The following is a 16,664-nucleotide window of genomic DNA, read 5'->3' as shown; positions in this document are numbered from 1 at the left end:
TAATGAAGAGGTATACGATCAACATCGTTGCAAACAAGGTGGTACCGCGCGTCAGCGTCCTTGGATTGCAGCGGTGTTTTTATATTTTGTGAACAAAATTTTAGGAGGTAACTATGAAGCAGCTTAGCAGTGCAGAAATCCGCCAGATGTTTCTTGATTTCTTTAAGTCCAAAGGTCACGATGTAGAGCCCAGCGCGAGTTTGATCCCGGTGAATGACCCGACGTTGTTATGGATCAATTCAGGCGTTGCGACGTTGAAGAAGTATTTTGATGGCAGTGTCGTGCCGAAGAATCCGCGGATCACTAACGCCCAAAAATCGATCCGGACCAATGATATTGAAAACGTCGGCAAAACTGCCCGGCATTTGACCTTTTTTGAAATGCTGGGGAACTTCTCCGTAGGGGATTACTTCAAAGCGGAAGTGATCCCTTGGGCTTGGGAGTTCTTGACTGCTGAGCAGTGGTTAGGGTTAGACAAGGATAAGCTGTACGTCACCGTCTACCCTAAAGATACCGAAGCTCGCCGTATTTGGCATGAAGTGGTTGGGTTAGCCAATGAGCGGATCTTTGATGTGGAAGACAACTTTTGGGATATCGGCGAAGGCCCATGCGGCCCGGATTCAGAGATCTTCTTTGATCGCGGCCAAAGCTTCAATGATGTGGCTGAAGATGATCCGGAAAACTATCCTGGCGGCGAAAATGAACGCTATGAAGAGATCTGGAATTTGGTCTTTTCTGAATTCAATCATCTCCCAGATGGCCGCTATGTCGAACAACCGCATAAAAACATTGATACCGGGATGGGCCTGGAACGGCTGGTGTCAGTCATTCAAGGCACACGGACAAACTTTGAAACCGATCTGTTCATGCCGATCATCGAAAAAACCGAGGCGTTATCAGCAAATAAACACTATAATGCCAACGCTAAAGACGATGTTTCGTTTAAGATCATTGCCGACCATGCCCGTACGGTGACATTTGCCATCGGGGATGGGGCATTGCCTTCCAATGAAGGCCGCGGCTATGTGTTACGCCGGTTGATCCGCCGGGCAGTATTGAACGGCAAGAAGTTAGGCATCGAATCTGATTTCTTGTACCAGCTCGTGCCAGTGGTCGGTCAGATCATGCAAAGCTATTATCCAGAAGTGCTGAAGAACAAGGAATTCATTGAAAAAGTGATCCGCTCTGAAGAAGCGCGCTTCCGTGAAACCTTAGATGCAGGGGTGGCCTTGCTTAACCAAACGATCGCTGACCTCAAAGCCAAAGGGGAAAGTGTCGTGCCTGGGGCGACGGCCTTTAAATTATTTGATACGTTTGGTTTTCCAGTCGAAATGACCCAAGAGCTTGCAGAAGATGAAGGCTTAAGTGTGGATATGGATGGCTATCAAGCCAACATGCAAGCCCAACGTGAGCGGGCGCGGGCCGCGCGCGGTGACGCGCAGTCCATGGGCAGCCAAGACAAGCTGTTGATGGGGATCGAAACTGAAAGCAAGTTCACCGGCTGGACGGATACTGAAGATCAAGCCGTGTTGCAAGCCTTGATCGTTGATGATGCGTTAGTGGCCCAAGCGACTGCTGGTGTGGCCCAAGTGATCTTTGATCAAACGCCGTTTTACGCAGAAATGGGCGGCCAAGTGGCTGATCATGGCGAGATCATTGATGCAGATGGCGCAGTGGTGGCGCGCGTCTTGGATGTCCAACACGCGCCTAATGGCCAAAATCTGCATACCGTCGACGTTGAAGGGACTTTGAAAAAAGGCGCCACCTATACGTTAAAAGTCGATTTGATCCGGCGGCAGAAGGTCTCTATGAACCATACGGCGACTCACTTGCTGGATACGGCGCTGCGGATGGTTTTAGGCGATCATACGCATCAAGCCGGCTCTTTGGTGGAACCCAACTACTTACGGTTTGATTTCACGAATTTTGGCCAAGTGACCGCCGACCAACTGCAACAAATCGAAAAAATCGTCAACACGCAGATCTGGCGCGCATTGCCGATCACTTGGAAAGAAATGCCGCTTGAAGACGCCAAAAAAGAAGGCGCGATCGCGATGTTTGGCGATAAGTACGGCGATACCGTGCGCGTGGTGACCATTGGAGATTTCAATAAGGAATTCGATGGCGGCACGCATCCGGATAATACCAGTGCTTTGGGATTATTCAAGATCACTGGGGAAAGCGGTATCGGCGCCGGTGTGCGCCGGATCGAAGCCGTCACGTCGCAAGAGGCGTTTGAGTACTTGAATCATCAAGAAGCGCTGCTTCATCAAGTGGCCGCTGCAGTCAAAAGTGAACAACTGGATGCCGTGCCGGCTAAAGTGGCCAGCATCCAAGCGGAATTAAAAGCCAGCCAAAAGCAAGTGGAAAGCTTACAGGCCAAATTAGCGGCCCAAGCGGCCAGCGGCTTATTTGATTCAGCAGAACCAGCCGGCGACTATACGTTGATCAAGGCGCAATTGCAAGTCGCCGGGATGAATGAATTACGCCAGCTTGCTGATGAGTGGAAAGCCAAGCAAGCTTCTGATGTGTTAGTCTTAGCAACGGCGGCTAAAGGCAAAGCCAACTTATTGGCAGCCGTCAGTGCCGACGCCATCAAAAAAGGCGTCAAAGCCGGCGATATCATCAAAGCCATTGCGCCGAAAGTGCAAGGCGGCGGTGGCGGCCGTCCAGACCTGGCCCAAGCTGGGGGGAAGGATCCAGACGGGATCCCGGCAGCATTAGCGGCAGCAGTGACGGTTTTAGCGGCTAAATAATCGCCTATCAGCTTTTGAATTGCCGAGCAAAGGGCAATAATGACCATTTAGTTTGATTGTACTTTGTTGACTTTTCAAGTAGAATAATAGGTGAATTGGACAGAATAGAGGTGTTAAGAATGAGCACATTAGATCAAACCGTCCACTTTGATTTTCGCGATAACGACCCGAAAAATGTTCATGAAACATTAGAAACGGTGTATAACTCGTTGGAAGAAAAAGGGTATAATCCGATCAACCAGATCGTCGGTTATCTGATTTCTGGCGACCCGGCGTATATCCCGCGGTACAACGATGCCCGTAACTTGATTCGCAAACACGAACGTGATGACATCATCGAAGAGCTCGTTCGTAACTATCTCGGCAAGGAGAAAGATTAATGCGCCTAATGGGGTTAGATATTGGGTCCAAAACTGTCGGGGTCGCCATGAGTGATCCTTTTGGGTGGACGGCTCAAGGCCTCGAAATTATTCGAATCAATGAGGATAAAGGCGAATTTGGCTTAGACCGCGTCGCTCAGATCGTGACCGAATATTCGGTCACTGGGTTCGTATGCGGCTTGCCAAAGAATATGAACAACACCTTAGGCCCCCGTGCTGAGAAATCACAAGAATACGGGAAGATGCTTGAAGAACGGTTTGGGCTGCCTGTCGATTTTACCGATGAGCGCCTGACGACAGTTGAAGCGTCACGAATGCTGATCGAAGAAGCAGATGCCAGTCGCAAACGGCAAAAGCAAGTGATCGATAAGCTGGCCGCGCAGATGATCCTACAAAACTATTTGGACCAAAAGGGTCGCTTGACCCGCTAACTTGCTGATAGGAGGCAATTATGGCAGAACAAGAACACTTGCATCCAGGTGATGATGAACAGCTGATCACGTTGATCGACGATAAGGGTAACGAAGAATTATACCAAGTCTTGTTTACCTTTGATTCTGAAGACTATGACAAGAGTTATGTCTTGTTATACCCGCAAAGTGCCAGCGATGATGAAGAAGTCGAGATCCAAGCGTTCTCCTTCACACCTGACGAGAATGGGGATGCGAGCCAAGGTGACTTGTATCCGATCGAAGATGATGATGAATGGGCGATGGTTGAAGAAGTGCTGAATACCTTCTTGGCCGATGACGACGCCGAGTAACCCAACTGGCCGGACTGTGAGTGCTCATGGTCCGGCTTTTTTCGTGTTACTTTTCATGGTAAAATGATTATCGGTATACAATTGAGGAGGCAGTGTTGTGACAGAGCAGAAGCGGCGGTTTAAGGCCGAAATAGCAGGTAAAACCTATACGATCATTGGCCCTGGGACGACCGCACACTTCCAAGCCACGACGGCGTTGCTCAATCAGCAACTCGCCCAGATCCAAAAACTCTCACCGGAGTTGAGCTTGCAAGATGCAGCGGTATTATTAGCGTTTAATGCTTTATCCGATCAAGTGGCAGCACAAGCCGCCAAACAGCTAGAGGAACACGAGGAAAAATAATGGTATCGTTGATCATCCTAGCCGTGTTAGCCTATTGTTTTTATTCTGGTGCGCGACGCGGTGTGTGGCTGCAACTCATTCACGTTGTGGGCTATCTATTCAGTTTAGGTTTGGCATGGGCGACTTATCGGCCGTTAGGAGTCGTCATGACGCAATGGGTCCCATATCCTAGCGCCACCGAACAAAGTCAGTTTGTTTTTTTCACGAATCAAGTCGGGTTGACCTTAGATCACGGCTTTTATAATGGTGTGGCCTTTGTCTTCATGTTAATGGTCGGCTGGCTGGTGACGCGCTTTGTGGCGTTGTGGTTTCACAACTTGACGTATCGCGTCGGTGATCAGCAAGTGAGCTGGCTGGTTGGCGGGGTCTTGAACTTTTTGATGGGCTATTTGTTCATCTTCTTGGTGTTGTATCTGTTCGCTTTGATCCCAGTGACGGCGATTCAAGATATGCTGGCGCATTCCTTGATCGCCCGCTCGATCGTGCGGTATACGCCCGGCTTGACAAGCTTGTTCACCACCTTATGGATCGCGAAATAAACGTTAATATCAACGACGGCTATGCTTGGGGCAGACTCCTTGCATTAGACGTCGTTTCTTTTTGAATTAGGAGGCAGCTATGAATACGAAGATCTTGACGACCTTAGAGTATGGTAAGGTCCGCGCAAGTTTACAAGGGTTAGTGACGACCGCGGTCGGCGCGGAGTTAGTGGCTAAACTCGTGCCTTCCAGCAATCCGCAATGGGTCCAGACTGCTTTAGATGAAACTGCAGACGGCGCATCGATCTTGCGCTTAGCCGGCGGCATCCCGGTGCCGCAGCTCGACAATATTGCGCCTGCACTGAAGCGGGTCGAAATCGGTGCCACGTTGAATGGACGCGAGCTGGCAGCATTGGGACGCGTGTTGAAAACCGTCAGTGCCGTGGTGAAGTTTTTAGATGATCTGCAAGCTCGCTTAGACTTGCGGCGCGTGTATGACTTGCAAGCGCAATTAGTGGCTTTGCCTGCGCTTGAGCGCCGCTTGACGGTCGCTGTAGATGAAGACGGCAGCTTGACTGATGAAGCCAGCCCGGCACTGCGAGGTGTGCGCCAAGCGATCCGCAGTCTTGAAGGCGAGATCCGCAGCCGGATGGAAAAATATACCCGCGGCAGCTCTGCAAAGTATTTAAGCGACCCGATCATTACGATTCGTGACGACCGTTATGTGATCCCAGTCAAAGCAGAGTATCGGGGCCAATTTGGCGGGGTGGTGCATGATCAAAGCGCATCTGGACAGACGTTGTTCATTGAGCCGCAAGCCATTGTCGAAATGAACAATCGCCTCAGAGAAGCACAACTGGAAGAGCAAGCCGAAATCGTTCGCATCCTAGCCGAATTGTCTGAAGCAGTTGCGCCATACACCAAAGAGCTGCGGCATAACTCCCAACTACTCGGCCACTTTGATTTTATCAATGCCAAAGCCAAGTATGCCAAGCAATTGAAGGCCACTGAGCCGCAAGTATCAGCTGAAAACCATGTGGATCTGCTCCAAGCACGCCATCCGTTGATCGATCGGCATCAAGTGGTCCCTAATACGATCACGATCGGTGCTGATTATCAAGCGATCGTCGTCACCGGCCCCAATACTGGGGGGAAGACGATCACGTTGAAGACCTTGGGGTTATTACAATTGATGGGCCAATCAGGCTTGTTCATTCCAGCAGAAGCACACTCGACGATCGGTGTCTATTCCAACGTTTTTGCGGATATTGGGGATGAGCAGTCGATCGAGCAGAGTTTGAGTACCTTTAGTTCGCACATGAAGACGATCGTGGACATTTTAGGCGCCATGGATGATCATGCGCTGGTTTTATTTGACGAACTTGGTGCCGGGACCGATCCTCAAGAAGGGGCGGCGTTGGCGATCGCGATCCTCGATGCCGTCGGGGCAGCGGGGGCTCAAGTGGTGGCGACGACTCACTATCCAGAATTGAAGCTGTATGGGTATAACACGCCTCAGACGATCAACGCCTCCATGGAATTTGACGCGGCCACATTACAGCCAACGTATCGGTTGCTGATCGGCGTACCTGGACGGTCAAATGCCTTTGATATTTCGCAGCGACTAGGGCTTGATCCGACCATCGTCGCGGCGGCTAAAGGTTTGATCGCTGAGGATTCCCATGACTTGAATAATATGATCTCTGATCTGGAAAGCCAGCGCAAAGCCGCGGAAACCGAATATCTGGAAACGCGCCACCAATTGGAAGCCGCACAGCAGTTGCATGATGAGCTCAAACACGCCTATGAAGATTTCTTCACTGAGCGTGAGCGCCAATTAGATCGAGCCAAAGATCAAGCGAATGCGATCGTTGATAAAGCTCAGGCTAAAGCCGATAAGATCATCGGCAACTTGCGCCAGATGCAAAAAGAGCAGCGCGGGGATGTGAAGGAAAATCGCTTGATCGAAGCCAAGACCGCCCTCAAGAATTTGCATCAAGAAAAGGCACAACCCAAAAATCGGGTGTTGCGGCGTGAAAAAAATAAGCAAGCCCTCCACAAAGGTGATACGGTGCGGGTGCTTTCTTACGACCAAACCGGTGAGTTGTTAGACCAAGTGGATGCGAGTCACTGGGAAGTGCAAATGGGCATCATCCGCATGAAAATCGCCACGCAAGACCTCGAAAAAGTCCAACCGCCAAAGACCGAAACGCCAAAGCGTCAAGTGACGGTAGTCCGCGGGGCAACTGGGCCGTCAACCACATTAGATCTGCGCGGGCAGCGTTATGAAGAAGCGATGACGAATCTGGATCAATATATCGATGCCGCCTTGCTGGCCGGGTATGCGCAAGTGACCATCGTCCACGGCCTAGGGACTGGTGCGATCCGTAATGGGGTGACCGCATATCTCAAGCGGCATCGGCAAGTCAAAAAATTCGGCTTTGCACCGCAAAATGCAGGCGGTTCTGGGGCAACGATCGTCCAGTTCAAGTAACATGGTGGTATTTTCTGGGTGGGCGTGGTAAGATATAGTTACAAAAAGTAAGAGGAGGAATCATTAATGGTTCAAGCAGTGACAGATCAGAACTTTGAAACCGAAACCGCGACCGGCGTAACCTTGACTGACTTTTGGGCAACTTGGTGCGGTCCTTGTAAGATGCAAAGCCCAGTCGTTGATGCATTAGCAGACGCACGCGATGACGTGAAGTTTGTGAAGATGGACATCGATGCAAACCCGAATACGCCACAATCCTTTGGGATCATGGCCATTCCAACGCTGCTGATCAAAAAAGACGGCAAGCCAGTTGAAAAGGTCGTCGGTTACCATACCAAAGACCAACTCAACGAGATCTTGGACAAATATACCGCCTAAATAGGCGTTGAAGGCTGAGCCGTTGTGCTCGGTTTTTTTAGTGGTCATTTTGTCAGCAAACGGCTTTGATGCCCTGACATCAGCGGCAGTAAAAAACGCCAACCCGAGCGTCTTCAAGACGCTCGGGTTGGCGTTTTTGTTATAGATCGGCTAACGTCATCTGTGATTCCGCTTTTGGCTGGGGTGTTTTTTCATCAAGGATCACCGTTAACGTGACGACTTGCTTGCGCATATCCACAGCGGCACTGGCTTCGACTACACACCCGAATGTTTGTTGCAAACTTTGGGCTAAAAAGCCTGCCTCCAGGCGAAAATCAGGGGCATCAAAATTGGCCATGCGCGTCGCGACTGTGGTGCCGCTTAGCGTGTAGAGGCGTTGGTGGCGTTTGCTAGTCGAAGCGGTCAGCTCGCCAAAGCCGATCCGCGCAAATAGTGCCGGCAGATCACCTTCTGCGACTGGCAGCCGGCGCGCTAAACTGCGGCCAGCCCAATAAGTGATCGTTTCGGTTTCTTTACCAAGCAGATCTGGCAGTAATAAGTCCCGGAGCATGAGCTGGCCGAATAATGGGCCGGTCGCGGGTAAGTTTAATAATTCTGGATAACTGGCTTTTGGCATGGTACGCCTCCTATTCATTATAAGTATACCCAAAAGCCGCCGGAGTGGCGACTTGAATTTTACCGAAAAACCGGGGACAATGAAGATTCAGAGAAGGGAGCTTTTTCATGAATACTCAGCCGATTGGCTTCATCGATTCTGGCGTGGGCGGTCTGACCGTGGTCAAAGAGGCGCTGCGGCAGCTGCCCAACGAAAATATCGTGTTTTTAGGCGACCAGGCACGTTTACCATACGGCCCGCGGCCTGCGGCACAAGTCCGTGCGTTTACTTGGCAAATGGTGAATTTTTTATTAACGAAAAAAATCAAGTTGCTGGTGATCGCCTGCAACACCGCGACAGCTGCGGCGTTAGACGATTTGCGCACGAAACTGACGATCCCGGTGATCGGGGTGATCCAACCCGGCAGCCGAGCGGCGCTGCGGCATACGCATACCGGCCATATTGGGGTGATCGCAACCGAAGGCACGGTGCGTTCGTGTGCGTATGCGCACACGATCCAAGCCAAAGATCCGCAAGTCAAGGTGACCAGTTTGGCAGCGCCTAAATTTGTGGCCGTCGTGGAATCGAATGAAGCGCATTCTGCCGTTGCCAAAAAAGTCGTGGCCCAAACTTTGCGCCCATTGACGCATACCGATATTGACACCTTAGTCATGGGGTGCACGCATTATCCATTGTTGCGTCCTTTGATCCAAAATGTGATGGGTGAAGGTGTCACTTTGATCGACTCTGGGGCTGAAACGGTGAGTGATGTTTCAATGCTGCTTGATTACTTCGATCTGGCCAATACCAGCGGCCACGCGGCTACGCGGACGTATTATACGACTGCTGGTGCGGCCTTGTTTGAGACCATTGCCAGCGAATGGCTCAACCAGCCGATCACGGCCACGCATGTCGACATCACCCAACAGCCGCAAGACGTGGTGACCGCATTGCCGACAACGGTGGTGGTGGCTTCTAAAAATGCCGGTAAAGTCCGTGAGATCGGGGCTATGTTTGCCAAACTTGGGGTCAGCGTCAAAAGCTTGAGTGATTTTCCTGCATTGCCGACTGTGGAAGAAACTGGGACGACGTTTGAAGAAAATGCCCGGTTGAAGGCTGATGGCTACGCTAAGATGCTGGAGTTGCCAGTCTTAGCAGATGACTCTGGACTGCAAGTGGATGCCTTAGGCGGGCAGCCAGGCGTCTTTTCAGCCCGCTATGCGGGCAAGGGGCATAATGATGCCGCTAATAATGCGAAGCTGATCGCCGAGTTAGCCGGTGTCCCGGCAGCAAAACGCACGGCGCGTTTTGTCAGCACCTTGGTATTGGCAAAGCCTGGCTTGCCCAACCAAGATCTGGTGGTTTCTGGCCATGTGGATGGCGTGATCGTGGGACTGCCACAAGGCGAGAACGGCTTTGGCTATGATCCGTACTTTTATTTACCTGAATTAGGCAAGACCATGGCGCAGTTGACTCCAGATGAAAAAAACGGCGTCAGCCATCGCGGCAACGCGCTAAGAGCACTAGAAGCGCGTTGGGGCGATTGGTATCAAAAAGGCTAAAAGGAGGTCCGCTATGAAGCTTGTAGTCGTGAGTGATACCCATGGGGATGCCGAGATCTTAAAGACGATCCTCAAACAGCAACCAGATGCAGATGGATATTTTTATTGCGGTGATTCTGAACTAACAGCGAATGACCCATTGTTTGACACTTACCAAGCGGTGGCTGGCAATATGGATGATGATCCGGATTTTCCCCTGACCGTCACCCAAGACTTTAGCGGGGTGCGCGTGTGGATGACGCATGGCCATCGCTTCAACGTGAATTTCACGCTGGCGCCTTTATTAGCGGCCGGCCAAGCCCAACAAGCGCAGATCATCTTATTTGGGCATACGCATCAGCTAGGGGTCTTTATGGAGGAGCAGATGCTGGTGTTAAATCCCGGCAGTATCAGTCAGCCGCGCGGCCAATATGCCCGTCTAGGCGGGACTTACGCCGTGATCACATGGACCTCCACCCAATATCATGTACAATATGTGAATCGCGATGGTCAACCGGTGCCGAAACTGGCATTTGACTGGCAGCGCTAAGCAGTATGGGGATGAAAAACTTTTGGCAATATTGCATCAAGACCGCGGCAGATCACGGTTTTGTGCAGCATACAGGCACCTTGAGACGACGGTTTTGATCGTGGGCTTAAGGGGCCTGTTTTGTAAGGCGATCATGGCCTTGTGACTTGTTAGCCACAAAAAAACCGCCAACGGCAACGCCGTTGGCGGTAGGAATAATTACATGAAGACGTTCTTATATAAGGCGATTGCGGTGATTGCAGCCAGCGTTGGTGCAACCACTGGAACCCAGGCATAGCCCCAATCAGAGGAGCCTTTGTGCTTGAGTGGCAGCAATTGGTGCAAGAGCCGCGGCCCTAAGTCACGCGCTGGGTTCAAAGCCGGACCAGTGGGACCGCCAAAGGATGCGACTAAAGTAGCGACCAAAAATCCTAAGGCCATATGCGCAGTCCCTAAATTATTGGCGAAAAATGGTGCCTTGGTGATCCCTAACGCCCCAAAGAAAAGAATAAAAGAACCAATAAATTCGTTGATGAAGCCGTTGAGCTGACTCTTGGTGGCGCTAATGGTGCTAAAAGTCCCTAAAATGTGTTGCGGGTTGGTGGTGAGATCATAATGCGGCTTATAAGCTGCGACGACCATTGCCTGGCCAAAGATAGCCCCAGCAAATTGGATCAAAATATAAGGTAACACTTCAGTCCATGGAAATAAACCAGAAACCGCTAAACCAAGTGTGAAGGCCGGATTGATGTGATTACCAGAAATCCCCCCGATGATCATGGCTGGGATCATGACCCCGGCACCATAACCTACGGCAATCAGCATCCAATCAGAGCCGTTACCCTTAGTCCCTTTCAAATCAACGTTTGCGACTGACCCATTGCCCAGGGCGACCATAATTGCAGTACCGATAAATTCTGCTGCAAGGCGAACGCCTAAATCGTATGTCATTTTTCTCCTCCATAATTATTGTGTGTGCAGACAGCATATGATTACAATGGTACCAAGTTATACAACTATAGTAAATAACTGTTAAGGCCATGTAAAGATTTTTATTTGTATATATCTTCACATGCTTGAATGCGGTAAGATAATAAAGGAAACAAAAAGGAGTGTCCATATGTTCAACCAAGCAATTGATCACATGATGATAGAAAATCGTGAGCACTTTATGATCCCTGGTGACGTGGTCGCGAGCGTCGGGGTTGATAATTCTTTGCGACATGCTTTTTTGCTCTTGACGAAGGTGCGCTATGCAAAGATCCCAGTTTTAGACAATCAAGATCACTTTAAAGGTCTATTATCGCTTGCGATGATCACTGACCAGATGCTTGGCCTTGATGATTTCAGCCTTGAGGCGCTGGATCAACAATGCGTTGGGGATGTGATGGAAACCGATGTGGTGACCATTGATAATCCATATGCCGTCGAAAATGTCTTGCATCTGCTGGTCGATAATCCTTTTTTGCCAGTCGTCCAAGATGATGGGACCTTTACCGGGATCGTGACGCGGCGTGAGGTGATGAAAGGGATCAATTACATTGCCCATAACCTCGATCATTATTACCAAATGACGCCTAAAGAACATGAAACCGAGTGATCTGCCCGCCAAAAAAGGCCAGCCAAAACAGATTGGCTGGTCCTTTTTACTGGATTCAGTGAGCGCGTGACATTATTTTTGCGGCTGGCGCAATTTCGGGGTAGGAATCTGGATCCCAGCGGCTGCCAGCGCGTTGAGATAGGCGCCTAAAAACTTTCGCTGCACCGCTAATTGTTCTCCGTTTTTCACATGCATCATCACTTGGTAGGCGAAAGTCCCATCACCATTGGCGCTCATCCCTAATAAAGCAGGGCCATCGGTAATGGCAGGGGTTTTAGCGAGCAGGTCATGGTTCACGGCGGTCAAGGTTTGACGCAGCAATTCTAAGTCCACATCTGGCGCCACTGGCAAGTTGATCAATACTTGCATTTGACTGCGAGAAAGGTTGGAGACGATACTGATATTGCGATTGGGAATGAAGTTGACCGTGCCGTCGGGGCTTTTGACCGTCGTGGTCCGCAAGCCGACTGAGGTGACGGTGCCAGAAATCGCGCCAAGCTTGACGGCATCGCCGACATCGAATTGGCCTTCTAAGATGATGAAGATCCCGGTGACAACGTCGGAAACGAAACCTTGAGCCCCTAAGCCCAAAGCGATCCCTACGACCCCAGCCCCAGCGATCAAAGTCCCCACTGGTACGCCCAGTACGGACAAAACCGCATAGAAGTAGAAAAACAACACGGTATACGAATAGATGTTACTGGTCAAAGTCCGCATGGTATCCACGCGCGTCCCGCTGAGGCGGCTGCGATTCTTGTAGGAAACGAAGCCGCGGGTGATCAATCGCTTGCCAACGCTGCGGATCACCATGAATAAGATGGTGAAAAAAATGATCTCGCCAATGACGGTGATCAGGTGATTGAAGACCGCATCCCAATTGATGTTGTCCAGATAACGCAGGAGCAGATTCGTTTGTTGCGTAAGGTTTTTGGTTTGGGTGAGAAACAACATGATCGTCCTTTCGCGTAAGCATGATTATGTCTATCTTACCAAAGTCGCACAATGATTTGAACGGCCCCAGTAATGATGATATTCTTAACATAGTCAGCCGTGTGCATCGAAACGCATAGCGGATAAGGAGGGTGTTGCATGACGTTAGGAGGAATTGCCGGACTCATTGCGGCAATCGCATTTTTGATCATCGCCGTCGCATTAGCGGCGATCGGATTTAAAGTTGCCGGTGTGACTAAAGAAGTCAAACAAACGGTCGTTTCGGTCAACGCGACGCTGGATGTGGTGAATGGCGAGTTAGGAACGTTGACGCATGAAGTCGAGGCCCTATTAACGAAGTCAAACACCTTGCTGGAAGACGTTAACGGTAAGGTCGCGGCGATCGATCCGGTTTTTGACGCGATCGGGGAATTAGGAGAAAGCGTTTCGGATCTGAACAGTTCTACGCGCAGTCTTGCGACCAAAGTGGCCAATGGCGCGGCCAATTCAGCGAAGATCACGGTAGCAGCAAGAGTTGGTAAAGCAGCAATGAATTTATTGAAGAAGAAAGACTAGGAGGCAGCTCATGGCTAAAAAAGGACACTTTTTCTTAGGTTTCATTTTAGGTGCAACGAGTGCATTGGCGACGACATATCTGTTGACGCCGCAAACTTCCGATGAATTACGGCGTAAGTTTACCCAAAAGAAAGATGATCTGGCTGATCGGGCCGCGGATTATTATGACTATGCCCGCGAAGCAACCGCTGATTGGCGCGAATCTGCGACTGATCTCGTGGAGAATCTGAAAGATAAAGCAAAACCACAAGACGCTGATCTGAACACGTATGATGACCAAACCCAGGCGTTGAAAGATGAATTGACCGCCGCCCCAGAAGTTGCGGCGAGTGATGATTTTGATGATATCGTGTTAGATGGCAAGAGCGCTTTTGCCCAAGCCAAAGACTCTGCCGACGATGCCAAGCAATCCGCACCTCAGCCGGAACCAGAACCGGAAACAACATCAGATCAAGACGACCAGCAATAACGAGTCAAAAGCGGCGGGCTAAGATCACCAATCCGGTGATCTTAGCCCGCCGCTTTTGACGTGCGTTTTTGACTAGATGATCGTGAATTCCTTGTTAGTATGCGTGAATGGTTCGCAACCATCTGCGGTGACATGGACACAGTCTTCAATGCGGACCCCAGCGACGCCAGGGATATAGATCCCAGGTTCAATAGAGAAACACATGCCTGCTTGTAATGGCATATCATTGCCAGCCATGATCGACGGAAATTCATGCGTCGACATGCCGATCCCGTGGCCCAATCGGTGATTGAAGTATTCGCCGTAGCCGGCTTTTGTGATCACGTCACGGGCGATCTTGTCTAAAGCGGCTGCGGTCAACCCAGGACGCACTGCCGCTTGTGCAGTCAGTTGTGCTTCCAAACAAACATCAAAGATCTCCTTGGCTTTAGGCGAAACCGCACCGCCAAAGGCGACTGTGCGCGTGGCGTCACTCATATAACCGTGATTGTTGGTCCCAAGGTCAAACAACACCAGCTCACCGGGTCGCACAGGGGTCGCTTCTGGGCCGCCGTGCGGGTCAGCGGCATCAATGCCAGCTTGCACGATGGTGTCAAAAGACATATGCATGACGCCTTGTTTCATCATGGCATATTCGATTTCAGCGACGACCGCTTGTTCGCTGATCCCGGCTTTGAGCGCAGCAAAACCGGCTTTAAAAGCCGCATCGGCTTGCTGCCCTGCGACGATCATCGTCTCGAGCTCAGCTGGGGTCTTGATCAGCTGCAGTTGTTCGATCTTCGGGCTGGCATCAGCTGGAAAGCTTGCTTGCGGGAATTCATGCATCAGCGCTTCGAATTTTGAGACGGCTAAGTCGGCTTTTTCGATTCCCCAACGCAGCGGGTTGGGGTTGATGGCACGAATGTGATCGGCGATCAATGCGAAAGGATCTTCGTGATCGAGATAGCCAAAGGCGGCATATGGCCAACCAGATTTTTTGACCGCTTCCAATGATAGTGCCGGGGTAAAAAGGAAGGGCTCGTGATCAGGAAAAACAAACAGGCCAGTCACGCGTTCTTCAGGATCTTGGAAGAAATCCGTGAAATAGTTGATATTGGTAAAATTTGAGATGTAAGCCACATCAAGACCTTCATCTTGGACCCACTTTTGTAGGCTGGTTAGTTGCTGATTCATGGCGAACCTCCACTCATTTTTTGCTCATAATCGTTTTTAGTATAGCATAAGTCGCATCCCGTCGGCTTTCTGAAAAACGCTCTTGAAAGTTTCAGTGAAAAATTCAGTAAAACGCTTGCATTCCCAATTTTATTCTGTTAGAGTGGGTTGTAAATTAAAGCTGAGATATTAGTTCAACTGTGAAATAAGGAGCAATTAAAGAATGGAAAAACAAACAATCACAATTTATGACGTGGCACGTGAAGCCAACGTTTCGATGGCTACCGTGTCACGGGTCGTCAATGGGAACCCGAATGTTAAGCCCGCAACGCGCAAGAAAGTACTAGAGGTCATCGATCGCCTAGATTATCGTCCTAACGCGGTTGCTCGTGGTTTAGCAAGCAAGAAGACCACGACAGTCGGGGTGATCATTCCTGATGTCACGAACATGTTCTTCTCCAGCTTAGCACGCGGGATCGACGATGTGGCAACCATGTACAAGTACAACATCATCTTGGCAAATTCTGATGAGAATAGTCAAAAAGAAGTGCAAGTGTTAAACACCCTTTTGGCCAAGCAAGTGGACGGGTTGATCTACATGGGGCATGATATTTCAGACAGTATCCGCCAAGAATTCTCCCGCAGCAAGACGCCGATCGTCTTGGCCGGCTCCGTTGATCCTGACGAGCAAGTGGGCTCTGTGAATATTGATTATGTTGCCGCAGTCGAAGCCGCGACGACACGCTTGATCGATTCCGGCAATCAAAAGGTCGCTTTGGTTACGGGTCCGCTGGCGCAGCCGATCAACGGTCAGTATCGTTTGCAAGGGTATAAGCAGGCTTTAGCCAAAGCTGGTTTAGCCTATGATGAATCGCTGGTCTTTGAAAGCGAAGCCAGCTACCATGCCGGCTTGGCAATGTTCAAGCAGCTGCAAAAAGCAGGCGCGACCGCCGCTTTAGTCGGCGATGACGAGTTAGCGTTTGGGGTTTTGGATGGGGCATTGGATGAAGGCATCTCCGTACCAGCTGACTTTGAATTGATCACCAGCAACAATACGAAGCTCACCGAAATGGCGCGTCCGCAAATGACCTCCATCGACCAGCCGTTGTATGATATTGGGGCTGTGGCCATGCGGTTATTGACTAAGATGATGAACAAAGAAGATATCGATGCCAAGACGATCCGGCTAGGGTTTGATATCACTACCCGCAAGTCAACGAAGTAAAGCGATAACAAAAAAGAGTGCGCTTGCGCACTCTTTTTTGTTGGCCTTGGTTGCGGTTCAATATAGTCAAAGCAAGAATCCCCCGATTTCAATCGGAGGAGGAATGCAAGTTGGCGAGTACCGCCAAAAATGTAGCTTGACACGGGAACGTGTGTTTGGTATATTGCTTTTACCATGATGGAGGTGACAATATGCCTAAGCCTAAAACAGTAACCATGGTACAACTCCCGTATCACTTCGGCGTACGCCTGCGTGTCTATCCATCGACTGAACAGAAATGCTTGATCAAACGCAACCGCGATGCCAGTCGCTTTATTTATAATGAGCTGGTGGCGATGAATCGTGAACTTTACGCTTTGCGGCAAGTGCACTGCCCGATTATGCTTGTGCAGCAACGAATTGCCACCTTGGTCGCCAGATTGAAGCGTCCCGCTGCCAGCATTGCCAATCTCCA

General features: G+C 50.3%; 19 protein-coding genes. 15 read left to right on the top strand and 4 right to left on the bottom strand.

What is annotated here, in order from left to right:
- Positions 1-113: 113 nt before the first annotated feature.
- The 8 genes from alaS to trxA all read left to right on the top strand — a co-directional run bounded on the left by alaS (position 114) and on the right by trxA (position 7,593).
- Positions 114-2,756 carry an alanine--tRNA ligase gene (alaS, locus tag EKM91_RS09785; RefSeq protein WP_125753448.1) on the top strand — a complete coding sequence of 881 codons (2,643 nt, stop codon included), beginning with the start codon at positions 114-116 and terminating at the stop codon, positions 2,754-2,756.
- Positions 2,757-2,875: 119 nt separating this feature from the next.
- Entirely contained in the window at positions 2,876-3,136 is a 261-nt protein-coding gene (locus EKM91_RS09780; RefSeq protein ID WP_125753445.1) for an IreB family regulatory phosphoprotein, read from the top strand.
- Positions 3,136-3,567, top strand: coding sequence for a Holliday junction resolvase RuvX (gene ruvX, locus EKM91_RS09775; protein WP_125753442.1), 432 nt, complete (start codon positions 3,136-3,138; stop codon positions 3,565-3,567). The genes EKM91_RS09780 and ruvX overlap by 1 nt, the downstream gene beginning before the upstream one ends.
- A 20-nt stretch (positions 3,568-3,587) precedes the next feature.
- Positions 3,588-3,899 (top strand): DUF1292 domain-containing protein, encoded by a 312-nt coding sequence (locus EKM91_RS09770; protein WP_125753439.1) that lies wholly within the window; start codon positions 3,588-3,590, stop codon positions 3,897-3,899.
- A gap of 97 nt (positions 3,900-3,996) precedes the next feature.
- Entirely contained in the window at positions 3,997-4,242 is a 246-nt protein-coding gene (gene zapA, locus EKM91_RS09765) for a cell division protein ZapA (RefSeq protein ID WP_125753436.1), read from the top strand.
- The gene (locus EKM91_RS09760; protein ID WP_125753433.1) at positions 4,242-4,781 is read left to right on the top strand and encodes a CvpA family protein; all 540 of its coding nucleotides are present in this window, start codon (positions 4,242-4,244) and stop codon (positions 4,779-4,781) included. Before zapA ends, EKM91_RS09760 begins: the two co-directional genes overlap by 1 nt.
- A 79-nt stretch (positions 4,782-4,860) precedes the next feature.
- Positions 4,861-7,215, top strand: coding sequence for an endonuclease MutS2 (locus tag EKM91_RS09755; protein ID WP_125753430.1), 2,355 nt, complete (start codon positions 4,861-4,863; stop codon positions 7,213-7,215).
- 66 nt (positions 7,216-7,281) lie between these two features.
- Positions 7,282-7,593 carry a thioredoxin gene (gene trxA, locus EKM91_RS09750; protein WP_125753428.1) on the top strand — a complete coding sequence of 104 codons (312 nt, stop codon included), beginning with the start codon at positions 7,282-7,284 and terminating at the stop codon, positions 7,591-7,593.
- 139 nt (positions 7,594-7,732) lie between these two features.
- Here the strand turns inward: trxA and EKM91_RS09745 are convergent, their stop codons facing one another.
- Positions 7,733-8,209 carry a DUF2507 domain-containing protein gene (locus EKM91_RS09745; RefSeq protein WP_125753425.1) on the bottom strand — a complete coding sequence of 159 codons (477 nt, stop codon included), beginning with the start codon at positions 8,207-8,209 and terminating at the stop codon, positions 7,733-7,735.
- Positions 8,210-8,316: 107 nt separating this feature from the next.
- On the opposite strand from EKM91_RS09745, the gene racE reads away from it, so the two are divergent.
- Both racE and EKM91_RS09735 read left to right on the top strand, forming a co-directional pair.
- Positions 8,317-9,750, top strand: a complete 1,434-nt coding sequence (gene racE / locus EKM91_RS09740; protein ID WP_125753422.1) for a glutamate racemase — start codon at positions 8,317-8,319, stop codon at positions 9,748-9,750.
- A gap of 13 nt (positions 9,751-9,763) precedes the next feature.
- Positions 9,764-10,279: a YfcE family phosphodiesterase gene (locus EKM91_RS09735; RefSeq protein WP_125753419.1), complete on the top strand. Its 516-nt coding sequence runs from the start codon at positions 9,764-9,766 to the stop codon at positions 10,277-10,279.
- Between the two features lie 198 nt (positions 10,280-10,477).
- Here EKM91_RS09735 and EKM91_RS09730 read toward each other — a convergent pair whose 3' ends face one another.
- A complete protein-coding gene (locus EKM91_RS09730) occupies positions 10,478-11,209 on the bottom strand; it encodes an MIP/aquaporin family protein (protein ID WP_125753416.1) in 732 nt (243 codons plus the stop codon).
- A gap of 169 nt (positions 11,210-11,378) precedes the next feature.
- Here EKM91_RS09730 and cbpB point away from each other — a divergent pair, with 169 nt between their 5' ends.
- Positions 11,379-11,858 (top strand): cyclic-di-AMP-binding protein CbpB, encoded by a 480-nt coding sequence (gene cbpB / locus EKM91_RS09725; protein WP_125753413.1) that lies wholly within the window; start codon positions 11,379-11,381, stop codon positions 11,856-11,858.
- A gap of 72 nt (positions 11,859-11,930) precedes the next feature.
- Here cbpB and EKM91_RS09720 read toward each other — a convergent pair whose 3' ends face one another.
- A complete protein-coding gene (locus EKM91_RS09720) occupies positions 11,931-12,809 on the bottom strand; it encodes a mechanosensitive ion channel family protein (protein WP_125753410.1) in 879 nt (292 codons plus the stop codon).
- Positions 12,810-12,947: 138 nt separating this feature from the next.
- Here EKM91_RS09720 and EKM91_RS09715 point away from each other — a divergent pair, with 138 nt between their 5' ends.
- Entirely contained in the window at positions 12,948-13,364 is a 417-nt protein-coding gene (locus tag EKM91_RS09715) for a DUF948 domain-containing protein (RefSeq protein WP_125753407.1), read from the top strand.
- Between the two features lie 10 nt (positions 13,365-13,374).
- Positions 13,375-13,833, top strand: a complete 459-nt coding sequence (locus tag EKM91_RS09710) for a YtxH domain-containing protein (RefSeq protein WP_125753404.1) — start codon at positions 13,375-13,377, stop codon at positions 13,831-13,833.
- Positions 13,834-13,905: 72 nt separating this feature from the next.
- Here the strand turns inward: EKM91_RS09710 and EKM91_RS09705 are convergent, their stop codons facing one another.
- Positions 13,906-15,006 carry a M24 family metallopeptidase gene (locus tag EKM91_RS09705; RefSeq protein ID WP_125753401.1) on the bottom strand — a complete coding sequence of 367 codons (1,101 nt, stop codon included), beginning with the start codon at positions 15,004-15,006 and terminating at the stop codon, positions 13,906-13,908.
- A 202-nt stretch (positions 15,007-15,208) separates the two neighbouring features.
- Between EKM91_RS09705 and ccpA the strand changes: the two genes are divergently transcribed.
- Positions 15,209-16,210 (top strand): catabolite control protein A, encoded by a 1,002-nt coding sequence (ccpA, locus tag EKM91_RS09700; protein ID WP_125753398.1) that lies wholly within the window; start codon positions 15,209-15,211, stop codon positions 16,208-16,210.
- A 191-nt stretch (positions 16,211-16,401) separates the two neighbouring features.
- Positions 16,402-16,664 (top strand): helix-turn-helix domain-containing protein (locus EKM91_RS09695; protein WP_164508526.1); only part of this gene is annotated, 263 nt, incomplete at its 3' end.

Source organism: Lacticaseibacillus baoqingensis (assembly GCF_003946165.1).
Taxonomy (GTDB): domain Bacteria; phylum Bacillota; class Bacilli; order Lactobacillales; family Lactobacillaceae; genus Lacticaseibacillus; species Lacticaseibacillus baoqingensis.
The sequence above is the reverse complement of the archived record's forward strand: the minus strand, read 5'-3'. Positions and strand labels throughout refer to the sequence as shown.